The 13,459-nt window shown below is 57.4% G+C and carries 15 protein-coding genes; 4 read left to right on the forward strand and 11 right to left on the reverse strand.

Features of this window, described 5'->3' with window-relative positions:
• Positions 1–161: 161 nt before the first annotated feature.
• The 5 genes from LJU29_RS08780 to minC all read right to left on the reverse strand — a co-directional run bounded on the left by LJU29_RS08780 (position 162) and on the right by minC (position 4,541).
• The gene (locus tag LJU29_RS08780) at positions 162–1,451 is read right to left on the reverse strand and encodes a M18 family aminopeptidase (RefSeq protein ID WP_002552650.1); all 1,290 of its coding nucleotides are present in this window, start codon (positions 1,449–1,451) and stop codon (positions 162–164) included.
• 326 nt (positions 1,452–1,777) lie between these two features.
• Positions 1,778–2,413: an RluA family pseudouridine synthase gene (locus LJU29_RS08785; RefSeq protein ID WP_004657795.1), complete on the reverse strand. Its 636-nt coding sequence runs from the start codon at positions 2,411–2,413 to the stop codon at positions 1,778–1,780.
• 90 nt (positions 2,414–2,503) lie between these two features.
• Complete coding sequence (gene minE, locus LJU29_RS08790; RefSeq protein WP_002552653.1) at positions 2,504–2,758, reverse strand: cell division topological specificity factor MinE; 255 nt, start codon at positions 2,756–2,758, stop codon at positions 2,504–2,506.
• Positions 2,758–3,570, reverse strand: a complete 813-nt coding sequence (gene minD / locus LJU29_RS08795) for a septum site-determining protein MinD (protein ID WP_002552654.1) — start codon at positions 3,568–3,570, stop codon at positions 2,758–2,760. Before minD ends, minE begins: the two co-directional genes overlap by 1 nt.
• Positions 3,571–3,800: 230 nt before the next feature.
• On the reverse strand, positions 3,801–4,541 hold the full coding sequence (minC, locus tag LJU29_RS08800) for a septum site-determining protein MinC (RefSeq protein ID WP_005743828.1): 741 nt from the start codon (positions 4,539–4,541) through the stop codon (positions 3,801–3,803).
• A gap of 120 nt (positions 4,542–4,661) precedes the next feature.
• Between minC and LJU29_RS08805 the strand changes: the two genes are divergently transcribed.
• Both LJU29_RS08805 and LJU29_RS08810 read left to right on the forward strand, forming a co-directional pair.
• On the forward strand, positions 4,662–5,594 hold the full coding sequence (locus tag LJU29_RS08805) for a lipid A biosynthesis lauroyl acyltransferase (RefSeq protein WP_054098285.1): 933 nt from the start codon (positions 4,662–4,664) through the stop codon (positions 5,592–5,594).
• Between the two features lie 32 nt (positions 5,595–5,626).
• Entirely contained in the window at positions 5,627–6,808 is a 1,182-nt protein-coding gene (locus tag LJU29_RS08810) for a patatin-like phospholipase family protein (protein ID WP_002552657.1), read from the forward strand.
• Positions 6,809–6,849: 41 nt separating this feature from the next.
• Here the strand turns inward: LJU29_RS08810 and LJU29_RS08815 are convergent, their stop codons facing one another.
• The 5 genes from LJU29_RS08815 to LJU29_RS08835 are packed head-to-tail and all read right to left on the reverse strand — an operon-like array spanning position 6,850 to position 10,421.
• Entirely contained in the window at positions 6,850–7,086 is a 237-nt protein-coding gene (locus LJU29_RS08815) for a Rieske (2Fe-2S) protein (RefSeq protein WP_002552658.1), read from the reverse strand.
• Positions 7,070–7,927 carry an iron-containing redox enzyme family protein gene (locus tag LJU29_RS08820; protein WP_005732913.1) on the reverse strand — a complete coding sequence of 286 codons (858 nt, stop codon included), beginning with the start codon at positions 7,925–7,927 and terminating at the stop codon, positions 7,070–7,072. Before LJU29_RS08820 ends, LJU29_RS08815 begins: the two co-directional genes overlap by 17 nt.
• Positions 7,927–8,724, reverse strand: coding sequence for a dihydrodipicolinate synthase family protein (locus LJU29_RS08825; protein ID WP_257112080.1), 798 nt, complete (start codon positions 8,722–8,724; stop codon positions 7,927–7,929). Before LJU29_RS08825 ends, LJU29_RS08820 begins: the two co-directional genes overlap by 1 nt.
• Positions 8,714–9,232, reverse strand: a complete 519-nt coding sequence (locus LJU29_RS08830; protein WP_004657811.1) for a DUF6190 family protein — start codon at positions 9,230–9,232, stop codon at positions 8,714–8,716. Before LJU29_RS08830 ends, LJU29_RS08825 begins: the two co-directional genes overlap by 11 nt.
• A complete protein-coding gene (locus LJU29_RS08835; RefSeq protein WP_054995978.1) occupies positions 9,225–10,421 on the reverse strand; it encodes an aminotransferase class I/II-fold pyridoxal phosphate-dependent enzyme in 1,197 nt (398 codons plus the stop codon). Before LJU29_RS08835 ends, LJU29_RS08830 begins: the two co-directional genes overlap by 8 nt.
• A 218-nt stretch (positions 10,422–10,639) precedes the next feature.
• Here LJU29_RS08835 and LJU29_RS08840 point away from each other — a divergent pair, with 218 nt between their 5' ends.
• Positions 10,640–11,320 (forward strand): acyl-homoserine-lactone synthase, encoded by a 681-nt coding sequence (locus LJU29_RS08840; RefSeq protein ID WP_257112083.1) that lies wholly within the window; start codon positions 10,640–10,642, stop codon positions 11,318–11,320.
• 1 nt (position 11,321) lies between these two features.
• Here LJU29_RS08840 and LJU29_RS08845 read toward each other — a convergent pair whose 3' ends face one another.
• Positions 11,322–12,065 carry a helix-turn-helix transcriptional regulator gene (locus LJU29_RS08845; protein ID WP_005758328.1) on the reverse strand — a complete coding sequence of 248 codons (744 nt, stop codon included), beginning with the start codon at positions 12,063–12,065 and terminating at the stop codon, positions 11,322–11,324.
• A 289-nt stretch (positions 12,066–12,354) separates the two neighbouring features.
• On the opposite strand from LJU29_RS08845, the gene LJU29_RS08850 reads away from it, so the two are divergent.
• Positions 12,355–13,458 carry a transketolase-like TK C-terminal-containing protein gene (locus LJU29_RS08850; RefSeq protein WP_002552665.1) on the forward strand — a complete coding sequence of 368 codons (1,104 nt, stop codon included), beginning with the start codon at positions 12,355–12,357 and terminating at the stop codon, positions 13,456–13,458.
• Position 13,459 lies beyond the last annotated feature (1 nt).

The following is a 13,459-nucleotide window of genomic DNA, read 5'->3' on the forward strand; positions in this document are numbered from 1 at the left end:
GTACGGCACAAAGGTGCCAGGGGTAAAACCGATAAAACCTGCGTTGTTTTTTATGTGTAAGCCGCGAAACTTTATTTTTTCAATCAGGGTATTCGGCCGGGCGTCAGAACTGTTACACGGGAGCAGCACGCCGCCCCCACGAGAATCAATCATTGCAGGTGTTATGGCAGCTCGTGGCTGGCATAGAACGCGCTCAATACCTTGACCAGATGCGCCAGATCATGACTGCCAGCCAGTTCGCGAATCGAATGCATGGCGAACGTCGGCAGGCCGATGTCTACCGTGCGGATACCCAAATGGCTGGCGGTGATTGGTCCGATAGTCGAGCCGCAGGCCATGTCGCTGCGCACCACGAAACTCTGCACCGGTACTTCTTCAGCCATGCACAGATGGCGGAAGAAACCGGCCGTTTCACTGTTGGTGGCGTAACGCTGGTTGCTGTTGACCTTGATCACCGGCCCGGCGTTGAGCTTGGGACCATGATTGGCGTCATGTTTTTCGGCGTAGTTGGGGTGTATGCCGTGGGCGTTGTCGGCCGATATCAGCAGCGATTTCTGAATGGTCCGCACGTAGTCTTCGCTGCTCGGCAGCAGGCGCTGGACGATCTGCTCAAGCATTGCGCCGTCTGCGCCACAGGTCGACGACGAACCGACTTCTTCATGATCGGTGCATACCAGTAGAGCGGTTTCGTCACTTTCGCTGTTCAGCAGCGCTTGCATCCCGGCATAACACGACAGCAGGTTGTCCAGGCGTGCGCCTGCCAGGAAGTCCCCATTGAGGCCGACAACGGCGGCACTCTGTGTGTCATAGAAGCTCAGCTCGTAATCGAGCACCACGTCTGCATTCAGCCCGTGTTCGCGGGCCAGTTGATCAGTCAGAAGCGCACGGAAGTCCGCGCGTTCGTCGCCAGCCACTTGCGCGAGGATTGGCGGCAGTTCGTTTTGCGCATTGATCGCCCAACCTTCATTGGCAGTGCGGTTCAAGTGGATGGCCAGATTGGGAATCACGGCAATCGGCAGCTTGAAGTCGATTAACTGACTTTCAACCTTGCCATCGCGGCGGAAGGTGACGCGACCTGCCAGCGACAGATCACGGTCAAACCACGGTGCCAGCAGCGCGCCGCCGTAGACTTCGACGCCCAGTTGCCAGAAGCCCTGGCGCTGCAGTTCCGGTTGCGGTTTGACCCGCAGGCACGGGCTGTCCGTGTGTGCGCCAACCATGCGAATCCCGCCGGTGAGTGGCGACTGACGGCCCATGCGGAAGGCGACGATAGAGGAGTCATTACGGGTGACGAAGTAACGACCTCCAGTTTCTATTGCCCAGGTATCACGTTCATCCAGCCGCTGAAAACCCGCAGCTTCGAAGTGTTGCACGAGGGTGGCGGTGGCGTGGAACGGGGTGGGAGAAGCCTTCAGAAAATCGATGAGGCCGTTGTTCAACTCTGCGCGCATAAATAGCTCCAGACAGCAATGGCGCGAGTTTACCCCATTGGCTCAGTCGTTGCCGCTGCCACAGAAACGCTTTTCGACCGTGAAGGAGCCTGACGAAGTTGAGCCGGAAACCGGAGCCACAAGGGCCTTGCTCACTTTGGTCCCTCAAAGTGAGTCGCCGAGGGGCGAAAAGGTGACTTGAGTCGACCCTAAATCCACCTGAAGTCGCAGAACCGCTGTGTGACGCGGAGCGTCACGAACGGCATTACCACGCGGAGCGTGGGAACGATAGTCAGAGCAGCTGTATGACGCGGAGCATCTGCACGATAGCCAGCGTGTCATTCAGATCAGAAAGGCGCGGGGCACTCAAAGGTCAACCGCTCGCCGGTGCCCGGATGGGTAAAGCTCAACATGCTGGCATGCAGGCACAGGCGCGGATACGCCGCCAGCGCTTCGGGGTGGGCATACAGACCATCGCCCAACAGCGGATGACCGATCGACAGCATGTGCACCCGCAGTTGGTGCGAGCGACCGGTAATAGGGGTAAGTTCGACCCGGCAGTAGGTGTCGTGACGTTCGACGACTTTCCAGAATGTCAGCGCGTGTTTGCCACCCTCGTGATCCACGACATGCCGGGGCTTGGTAGGCGGGTCGTAGCGTAACGGCAGGTCGATACTGCCGCTGTCCAGCGACGGCTGGCCCCAGCACAGTGCGGTGTAGGCTTTTTCGGTTTCGCGATCATGAAACTGACGCGACAGCTCGCGGTGCGTGTCGGCATCGCGGGCCAGCAGGATGATGCCCGACGTTTCCCAGTCCAGACGATGGACGATGCGGGCTTCGGGGAAGCCGTTTTCCTGCAGGCGGGTAATCAGGCAATCCTTGTTGTCATCGGCGCGGCCGGGGACGGAAAGCAGCAGGGTAGGCTTATCGATTACCAGAACGGCTGCGTCCTGATAAATGATGCGGATGTTCGACAACGGCATGCAACGGCCTCGAAACGCTAGAAACGCCAACGGCGGTAAGGGCGCAGCTTCCTGAGAAGTGCGCCGATACCGCCGCAAGCGACTGCCTGATCAGCGATCCGGCAGGGTGATATTGAGTTCCAGAATCGAGCAGCTGCCTTGGCTTTCCAAAGCAACCTGAACTTGATCGGACTCGATATTGACGTATTTACGGATCACTTCCACCAGCTCTTTCTGCAGTGCAGGAAGGTAGTCCGGGGTACTGCGCTGGCCGCGTTCGTGCGCAACGATGATCTGCAGACGCTCTTTCGCTACCGAGGCCGTGCTTTCTTTTTTGCGGTCACGAAAGAAGTCAAAAATATTCATTAATTACCCCCGAACAGACGTTCAAAGAATCCTTTCTTCTGCACATCCAGGAAGCGATGTTCCCGGTCTTTGCCCAGCAGGCGGTCAACGGCATCGCTGTAGGCCTGACCAGCGTCGCTCTGGTCATCGAGAATGACCGGCACGCCCTGGTTGGAGGCTTTCAGGACAGCCTGGGATTCGGGGATCACGCCGAGCAGGGTAACAGCAAGGATTTCCTTGACGTCTTCCACACCGAGCATTTCGCCCTTGCTGACACGCTCAGGGTTGTAGCGAGTCAGCAGCAGGTGTTCCTTGATCGGGTCTTCGCCGCGTTCGGCACGACGTGATTTGCTGGCCAGCAGGCCCAGCATACGGTCGGAGTCACGCACAGAGGATACTTCGGGGTTGGTCACGACGATCGCTTCATCGGCGAAATACATGGCCAGGTGAGCACCGGTCTCGATACCTGCCGGCGAATCGCAGACGATGTATTCGAAAGATTCCTTCAGCTCCATGAGGACTTTTTCAACGCCCTCCTTGGTCAGTGCTTCCTTGTCACGGGTCTGGCTGGCAGCCAGCACGTACAGGCCTTCGATCTTCTTGTCCTTGATCAGCGCCTGTTGCAGGTTGGCTTCGCCATTGACCACGTTGACGAAGTCATACACGACCCGACGCTCGCAACCCATGATCAGGTCGAGGTTACGCAGGCCGACGTCGAAGTCGACGATGACTGTCTTGTGACCACGCAATGCGAGACCGGTACCGATAGCGGCGCTGGTGGTGGTCTTGCCCACACCACCCTTGCCGGATGTAACAACGAGAATCTTGGCCAAGGTGTATCACCCCTAGAGGAAAAGGACATTAAGTCCCTGAAGAGCATCTCCTGGCGCCGCGCCCGTCGAAGCATTGTGTCAATTCTGGGGTCTGATTCCGGAAAGGTAGCGTTAAGCTATTACTTTCAACTCATATACCCGCTGAAAAGCAGTGCTTGTCAGAACTTCCTGCCGCCTCACGACGGTTTTGCGACGAATCAGAGATACTTTGAAAATTGCGGCAGTATCCGTTAAAGACGAATGATGTTCAACACATCACCTGACAGGCTGACCTGAACCGGCGAGCCCCATAGAGGGTCCCTGCGCAAGTCCTCGGAAACCTTGTATTGCCCGGCAATCGAAATCAGCTCTGCACTCAACTGCTGACAGAAGATTCGTGCTTTCGTGTCGCCTTTTATTCCCGCCAGTGCCCTGCCGCGCATTGGGCCGTACACATGGATGTTTCCATCGGCCAGAAGTTCCGCACCGGGACTGACCGGCGCAACCACAACCAGATCGCCGCCCTGGGCATAAATCTGCTGACCGCCGCGCACCGGAGCGGTTATCACGCGGGTCGGCTTGATGAGCGGTTCGGGTGGTTTTTCCGGGATCTTTTTCGGCGCTTCGACTTCAACCGGGTCGATTACGCGCTCACGTGCGCCGGACGGCGGCAGCACCGGAAGATCAACGGCAATGGCTGCAGCGATGTCTTCGATGCGGTTCGCACGGATCGCCAGGGTGCGCAGACCGTGCTGGCGACAGATACGCACCAGCCCGGGGAGATCCACCGGGCCTTCGTTCGGCGCGAGTTTGTCCAGAGCCAGGATCAACGGCGTATTGCTGAAGAAGTTGGGGGCTTGTGCCACTTTCGCCGCCAGTTGCCTGTCGAGCGCTTCAAGGTTGGTCCGGGCCAGCTCCATCACAGTGATGGCGAGCATGCTGCCCTTGAGCTGAAATACAGGTTCCGGGTTTTGCGATTCAATCTGGCTCATGGTTGATATACACAACAGCTTGTCGCTAAAAGTGCCGAGACTTATAGCGAGAACGCCCGCGAGCCGCAAGCAGGTAGAACCGTTGTAGAATGCGCGGCCTTTGTTCTGACGGAAGCCCAAATGGATCGCCCGCGCTTTAAAGCCAGTTTCCTTCACCCCCGTTTCTGGCCGTTGTGGCTGGGGCTAGGGCTTTTATGGCTGGTTGTCCAGTTGCCGTTTCGCGCCCTGCTGGCCATCGGTCGGGCATTGGGTGCGGTCATGTACCGAGTGGCCACTGATCGAAAAAATATCGCGTCACGCAATCTTGAGCTGTGTTTTCCTCATTTGTCCGCCGCCGAGCGCAAGCGTCTGCTCAAGGAAAACTTCGCCTCCACCGGGATCGCCTTCTTCGAGATGGCCATGAGCTGGTGGTGGTCGAAAAAACGTCTGGCCAGACTTGCTCATGTCGAAGGGCTCGAGCATTTGCAGAATGCTCAGGAGAAAGGCGAGGGCGTGATTCTGATGGCGCTGCACTTCACCACGCTGGAGATCGGTGCGGCACTGCTGGGCCAGCAACACACCATCGACGGCATGTACCGCGAGCACAAGAGCCCACTGTTCGATTTCGTCCAGCGTCGCGGACGCGAGCGGCACAACCTTGATTCGCTGGCTGTCGAGCGCGATGACGTGCGCGGCATGCTCAAGTTGCTGCGTGCCGGCCGGGCCATCTGGTATGCACCGGATCAGGACTATGGCGCTAAACAGAGCATCTTTGTGCCGCTGTTCGGCATTCAGGCCGCGACCGTGACCGCTACCAGCAAATTTGCGCGTCTGGGCCGTGCTCAAGTGGTGCCATTCACTCAGCAGCGTCTGGCTGACGGTAGCGGTTACAGGCTGGTGATTCACCCACCGCTGCAGGATTTTCCGGGTGAAAGCGACGAAGCCGATTGCTTGCGTATCAATCAATGGGTAGAAAGTGCTATCACTGAATGCCCGGAACAATATCTCTGGGCGCATCGGCGCTTCAAGAGTCGACCGGCTGGCGAACCGAAGCTATATAACAAACGTAGATAAAAAGCGTCGTTGACCATCGAGGCCAGTTGTAGATGCCAGATACCGCAGTAGTGACCCAGGCTGTAACCGAAGTCGAGCCCGTGACCGGGCTTATTTTGTCAGGTGGCGGTGCGCGTGCTGCGTATCAGGTTGGCGTACTTGCAGGCATTGCCGACTTGCTGCCGCCCGGTTCTCCCAATCCCTTTCCGGTCATTGTCGGTACGTCAGCCGGGGCAATCAACGCGGTGAAACTGGCCAGTGGTGCGCTGCACTTTCGCATTGCCATTCACCAGTTGACCGAGTTCTGGCAGTCGTTCCGCAGCCATCAGGTGCTGCGCAGCGACTGGTCTGGTGTGATTCATCAGGCGAGCCGTTTTTTCGGCCGCAGCCTGATGGGCTTCGGGCGAAATATCCCGGTTGCCTTACTCAACAGCTCGCCTCTGCGTGAACTGCTCAATGAGCGGCTGGACCTGTCCGGGATCGAGGCCGCCATTGATGCCCATCACCTGCGCGCCGTGGCGGTAACAGCTTTTGGCTATGAATCAGGGCAGGCAGTCACGTTCTATCAGGGCCGCGGCACCATCGAGCCCTGGCTGCGTCATCGACGTATCGGCCGCCCGACTCAACTGACCGTGGATCACCTGCTTGCCAGTTCGGCCATTCCCTTGCTGTTCGCCCCCGTAATGCTGGATCAGGAATACTTTGGTGACGGTGCCGTGCGTCAGTCGGCACCGATCAGTCCGGCGCTGCACCTGGGTGCCAATCGTGTTCTGGTCGTAGGCGTGAGTGGCAATCCGCGCGGGCTGAAAACCGAAAGGCCGGCACCACGTGCGCCAATCGGCATACAGCCAAGTCTGGCGCAGATCAGCGGCCACATGCTCAACAGCACCTTCATCGATAATCTGGAAAGCGATATCGAGTTGCTGGAGCGCTTGAACATGGCCAGCGCGTTGCTGCCTTGCGATCAGATCAGGCAGCCGGGTATGGAGCCGGTGGAAGTGCTGGTGATTTCCCCAAGCCGCCCGCTGGACGAAATCGCTGCCCGGCACCGCCGTGAACTTCCGCCTGCATTGCGCACGTTCCTGCGCGGGCCGGGCGCGACCAAAAGCAGTGGCGCCAGTGTCCTGAGCTATCTGTTGTTCGAATCGGGTTATTGCAGCGAACTGATCGAATTGGGCCGACACGATGCGATTGCCCAAGGTGCGGAATTGAAAAGGTTCCTGCGCCTCACATGACGCCTCCACGGCAGGAGCGAATCCTGCCGTGGGACGCGCTTCTACCTCAGTCGCCGAACCTGCAGGTTGCCACAAGGCGGGCCGCTCAATTGCTCTCCGGTTTCGAGGCTGAACACCGAGAAGTGCAGGGGACAGGTAATGGATCGGCGTTTCTCGTTGACCACTCCATGCTCCAGCCACCCCTCACGATGCGGGCAACTACTCGGTACCAGGTATTGCTCCTGGCCGATATGCACGGTGAACGTGTCGGGACGACGAAACTCAGCAGGCTCGTTCAAGGTTGGCCTCCTTGTTGAAGTGCTTGACTCGGCGAGCTTTCTCTACGGCCAGGTCGAATGCCAGATTGGTGATCTCGCGCCCCATGCAGATGCCTCGCCAGGCTTTCACCGGGTCCAGATCACCGCTGACGTCCATGGCCTTGAGCAGGCGCTGCCCCTCGATGGCATGGAAAACGTCGATATGAACGTGTTCGGAGTAGTAGGTATGAGCCTGGATCTGCAATCGCTCGCAGAGCTGGGTGTAACACTCGAAAAAGAACGGCACCACGGTCTCGAAGTAGGTAATGACCCCGGCAAACCATGATGGATCATCCGCGCGCATGGCCAGCCAGCAGAACATGTTGGGAAAGGTGAAACCGGCACTGGAGTTGGCCTCCACATAGAATTGCAGGTCCAGCGGCATGTCCAGTTCGCGCAGCAGGTCCTGATACAGCGTGGTATGCGAGCGCTTGAGGTTTCCCGAGCCAAACTCGTCGATCATCATGCGCAGCATGGGCATTTGCGCGGGCAGGCTGAGCCTGGGCATCAGATGATAGAAAACCTGCGCTTCGGTCAGACCATCCAGCGCAAACTCCTGAACCAGAATCCGAAACTCGTCGAGCGTCATGTCGCTGCCGACATAGTGCGCGCTGGGCGGTACTTCGCTGCTCTCCAGTTCGACCAGTTCGGCCAGCATCCTGCGCAGACCAGCAAGATCACCAGGAACATCCGCGGTCATGCTGCGTTCGATGGCGTCGTCGATCCAGCGCTGCTCAAATGTCAGAAGCTCCTGTGGGATAGGCACGAGCTTTTCGATAAGCGCACGATTGGCCAGAAACAGTTGCTTTTGCATGTTTTCCATTAAGCAGCCTCCTCGGTCATAACCCGGTCGCTGTCGATCACGCCACGCGCTTTAAGCTCGCGCTTGACCTGGGCGTACCAGTCGGACGCACTCAGCAGATACCGTTCATTGAGCGTCGCGATTTCCTGACTGAGCGCTGGCTGTTGGCGGGCAGCCGCTTGCCGACAGAGCAGCGGTTCCAGGTTGGCGAGGGACACCACATTGCCGTCGGACTCCAGTTCGCCAGCCAGCTGCATTTCCCAGCCGATAAAGTAGTCGACGCCCTGTTGCCGAATGGCATCCACCTGATCCTGCGAGCGGGACATGGACGGCGAGTCCTTGAGGCCAATCACTCTGGGTAACTGCGCGATTGCCTTGAGGGTGGTGAAGGTCTTTTCGTTGCCTGACAGGGCGGCCTCGTTGTACATGAAGATATCCAGATGCGTCGCGTCATGAATGGTCTGGTAATGGTCGATGATCACCTGCTGACTGATACCGGGTGTAAACGGCGAGGTGAACATCACCGCTTGCGCGCCGGCATCCTGAGCCATCAGGGCAAAGTCCAGTACCTCCTGCGTCGAACTGCGCTCAATCCCGGCGATGACCAGCTTGTCGCCTGCGTAGCGTAGGGTCAGCTCCAGCATCTTTAGCCACTGCTGGCGCGACAGCCGCCAGCCTTCTCCAGAGGTCAGGCATGGAATGTAGCCGTCGACGTGGGCTGCGAGGCTGCTCAAAAGACGTTCAAGACTGGTTTCGCAGACCTGCGCCTGTTCGTTCAGGGGCGTCACCAGCGGCACCAGAATGGTTTTACCAGACATGTTCAAAGTCCTCGTTGCGGATCACCATGGCACTCGACTGGTCATAGAGACGTTGCAACATCTCCGGGAACGCAGGCTGTCTGACGGGGCTTTCGAACGGCTGCAGGAAAGGCTGCAGGACGTGCAGGCGCAGCAGCTCTGGATCATGGGTATAAAACGGGATTTCCTGCTCCAGTACCTGCGCCGCCAGCAGTTTCTTTTCGACGGGCAGGCCTTTGAGCAGTGTGTCCGTCGCGGCGCGCTGGAGTATGTGTTCGCTACAACCCTGGCGCTGGATGGCCATGTCAGTGTGCAGTACATCCATGAACGGGTAGTACACGTCCTGCAAGGCGCGGCTTTTCTTCCAGATAATGGCGTCGCAAATGCCTATCTGGGCGAAATTCATCTGCACGCTGCTTTCATAGAACCGGGAAAACAAACCCAGGGATTTTTCACGCACGCCGGGATCGGCGTGGTGCATGCCCATGAACACTGTTGCGTCGATCATTGGCAGGTCGAAGTCAGACATGGAAGTTCTCCAGGGCCTTTGCGATGACCTGAACGGCGGCCGCAAATTCTTCCGGTTTGCGTGCCAGCGCCAGACGTATGTAACGCTGGCCTTTTTCGGGCTGGCTCCAGTAGAAATATTTGCCCGGCAGTACGTACACGTCCCATTGCAACAGATAAGCCTGCAACTCATCGGCGTTAATGCCAGTGGGCAGAATCTCGAACCACGCCACGCTGGTGTCGATCATCGGCTCCACATACTGCAAAAACCGGCCTTCAAGACCCGCGCGGGCCATGCGGCGGTTGACGTCCAGCACCGAACGCACTGAGTTGAAGTCATCGTCCTTGCTGTCCTCGATGTAGCGGGTAACCACATTGAGGATGAATGGCGAGACGTTCAAAAGGACGCTGGTGACGATGCTATAGATATCGGCGTTGATGTCCTGGCTGGCCATGAGGGTGGCGCATTTGGTGTCTTGCAGCGGCCAGGTCTTGCCAGTGTCTTCCATGACCAGGTATTGCGTGCCGATATCGTCGAGAATCGCGTAGGCGTCCACGCGTTCCCGACCGGCCGCCTTGAAGAACGAGGCGAAACAAAAATCGAGTATCAGCAGTTTGTTGTAATCGCGGCAGTATCTGGCCACTTCGACGAACGTATCCGGTCCGTCGGCAAACAGGCTGGAACCGGTCGGGTTATTAGGGTCGACCAGAAAGATCGCATCCAGCCCGATGGCCGCTTTCTGCAAGTTTGCGTACACCTCGGTCGATGAGGTGAACAGGCTTTCATCGAGTGCCGACATAGGCACTTCCATGTGTTTCAAGAGATCGTGCAGGTTGTCGAAGCAAGGCTCGATCAGCCCGACACTCATGTTCTGTTTGCGCAGGTAGGTCGCGGTAATGTGCATGGCGATGGACGCTGCGTAGACGAGATAGATTTCGTCGTGGCGTTTCAGCGCATGGTGCTGACCATGGAAGGTGAAAAAGGCATGAATAAAGGCCTGCTCGCTCTGGTATTGGGTCTGGTTCTGCGCCTGATACCACAGCTCGGGCAGGCTGGCGACGATCATGCGCTGAGTATCGCTCTGATCCTGATGAGTGTGTGCATCGGCCAGGTTGAAACGGGTTTTCAGGGCAGAGATTTCGTGTTGGGTAATATCGTCCAGAACTGGAACCGCGTTCAAGGTGTCGATACCGGCATATAGACTGTTCATATCATTATCCCTATGGAGTCATTATTGTTTGGGGTGCAGCCGTCTTGGATATCCAGAGCGCCGAAGCAGATTTCCTTATTTTTGGCTGAAATAACACTGTACCTAAGTGCAAATAACAGAAGGTTATATTTTAAGGTGTTGACCTGTTCTTAGGTACAGTAGATTTACCCTTTGAAATACGCGATGCTTGACACTGGTTGTGTGGAGTGGAGTTTATAATGTCGAGCGGGTTTGAGTTTCAGTTAGCCAGTTACACTACGATGCCCGTTACGTTGCTGGAAACACTGTATTCCATGCGCAAGAAGATTTTTTCAGATCGTCTTGAATGGAAAGTTCGTGTGAGTCACGCATTTGAATTTGATGAATACGACAATGCCGCTACCACTTACCTTGTCGGAAGCTGGAAGGGGGTTCCGCTGGCCGGGCTAAGGCTGATCAACACCTGTGATCCCTACATGCTGGAAGGCCCATTCCGCAGTTTTTTTGACTGCGCTGCGCCCAAAAATGCCGCCATGGCGGAGTCGAGCAGGTTCTTTGTCGACACGGCTCGGGCACGCTCGTTGGGTATTCTGCACGCACCACTGACCGAAATGCTGCTGTTCTCCATGCACAACCATGCTGCGTTGTCCGGTTTGCAATCGATCATCACGGTGGTCAGCAAGGCAATGGCGCGGATCGTGCGCAAGTCTGGATGGGAGCACCGTGTGCTGTCGACCGGTGAAGCATCGCCAGGCGAGACAGTGCTGTTGCTCGAGATGCCGGTGACGGCCGACAACCATCAGCGGCTGCTCGAGAATATTGCCCTCAGAGAGCCTGTCACGGATGACCTGCTGCGTTGGCCGATAGCGCTTGGCGTATCAGGTTCCGCACCGCAAGCCTGCATGCACAGCGCTGCCTGAATCAGGCCATGCCCATGTTGATGGCTTTGTAGACCGCCTGCTTGGCAGTGCGCACTTCGAGCTTGCTGGAGACATTGGACATGTGAAATTTCACAGTGCGTTCCGAGATGGAAAATATTTCAGCGATTTCGCTGTACGACTTGCCCATCGCCACCCATTTCAACACACCTGTTTCGCGGGTGGACAACTTGCACTGGGCGGGCTGCGGAAAGAGTTCATGGGGCGCTCGGGTCTTGATCAAACGGTCATGGAAGCGGATGAGGCTCATCTGGATATCGGCGGCTTTTTCGCGGATTCGCTGATCGAAATCGTTCTGCTGCCGGGCATTGCAAAGACTCAGTGCGGCAAAAAGCCCACTGGCATCGTGCAGGGTGAAAGTGGCCCCCGAGGACAGCTGATATTTGGCTGACCGCTTCAGGAAATCGTCGGTTTCGACGCCCTGAACAGCATTGCGGGCCTCTCTCCAGAAAAATGGCGTAATGCTATGCCAGGCATGTTTGATGATGGGATCAATGAGGTGATAGTTTGAGGCTACATAAGATTTCAGCCAGGAGTCTGGGTAATTGGACAAAATGACGGGTTTGACATTGCGCGTCTTGGGCGTGGAAAAGTAGGCGTAGGTAAAATCGCCAATGTGGTGCAGATCGTTTTCAAAGTCTTCGATCAGTTGACGGAGAGGGGCAGGGGCCCCGTTTATCTTCAGCGGTGGGCAGTCAAGTTGGGCTTTCACGGTACGAACCTCCATGTAATACCTTGTTTATTGTTTTGTTCTCGGCCTGGCTGTACTCATTATCCGCATGTGTAATTTAAGTAGTACATGAAAACATGGACTACCTGTGTCTTTTGAGTTTGAACACCGGTCAAGGCTGTAAAAAAGTGCGCTCGTCGAAGCATTTGCATACGAGCGCACACGTGTTTGGGCGTTGGGCCCTGCACTGCGATCACGCACACCGGATGGGATTTTGTTGCGATTGCAATCATATTCTTCGTTCCATTAAGGTGCAAGGACGCTTGTCCGACAGCAAGGAGTAGTGATGAACAGCGCAAATGGCCACCAGTTGGCGCCGCAAACCCGGGTTGCAGCGCTGGCTTGCATGGAAAAGATTCAAGCGGCTGCGGGGCTTGCGCTGCGCGGGTGCTGTTCACCCCTGTTTGCGATGGCCGACATCGTCGAGCGTCTGACCCGAGACCCGTCTACCTCGCGGCGTATATCCGTGGTGCGAGCCAGCAAGCACATGGCCTGCGAACAGGAGGGCGTGCTCGCCAGCGCCTGGCCTTTGCGATTTGCTGCACAGGCCGGCAAGGTCGAATTGCCTCTGATCTACATGATCAGCAGCGAAACCTCGGCCGAACTGAGCGCGCTGGCATCGGAGTCATCCCAACGTGGAATTTTCTGCAACGACATCGAGACGTTGCCATCTCGCTGGCCCAAGGGCGCTCATCCGTGGCTGCCGTTGTGGCTCCTTTCAAACAGCAAGTGTCAGCCTTACGACCCTGCGGATGCTGCGGAGGCGCGGGCGATCACGCTGCACGCCTTGCACAGTCTGTATGTTGAAGGCCGGGCCGGTTTCTATTACATGGCGTTGCATGACGAATCCAATGATCAGGTCAGTGCGTTAAGCGAGACGCAGGCTGCGGCGGCTGTGCAAGGTATGTATCGGGTTGGCGATGTCGTTTCCGGCAACGACGGCCGTCGCGTGCGCCTGTTGGGTGCGGGCCTGGCCCTGCGGTCAGTACGTCAGGCGGCCAGCCTGCTCAAGGAGCACTGGAATGTCGATTGCGAAGTCTGGAGCTGCCCCAGCTATACCCGACTGGCGCGCGATGCCGGCTCGGGCCGACGCTGGAATCGTTTCCATCCCTTGAAGACCCCTCGGTCCTGGCACTTGCGTGATTGCCTCGGCGAAGGGCACGACGCCGTGGTGGCGGTCACCGGTTATCCGCAGGCCGTGGCCGAGCAACTGCGTGAACATGTCCCCGGACGGTTTGTTGCCTTGGGAGCCGATTCCGCTGCGCCGCAAGGTAAGCCTGCAATCAGCCCCGAGTGGATTGTCGTTCAGGCCCTGACCGCGCTTGCGGAGGGCGGGCAACTGAGTTACGAGCCGTTGAAACTCGCCCTGCAACGCTATCGGCTGGTCTGAT

The sequence above is a fragment of the Pseudomonas ficuserectae genome, assembly GCF_024584585.1.
Classification (GTDB): domain Bacteria; phylum Pseudomonadota; class Gammaproteobacteria; order Pseudomonadales; family Pseudomonadaceae; genus Aquipseudomonas; species Aquipseudomonas amygdali.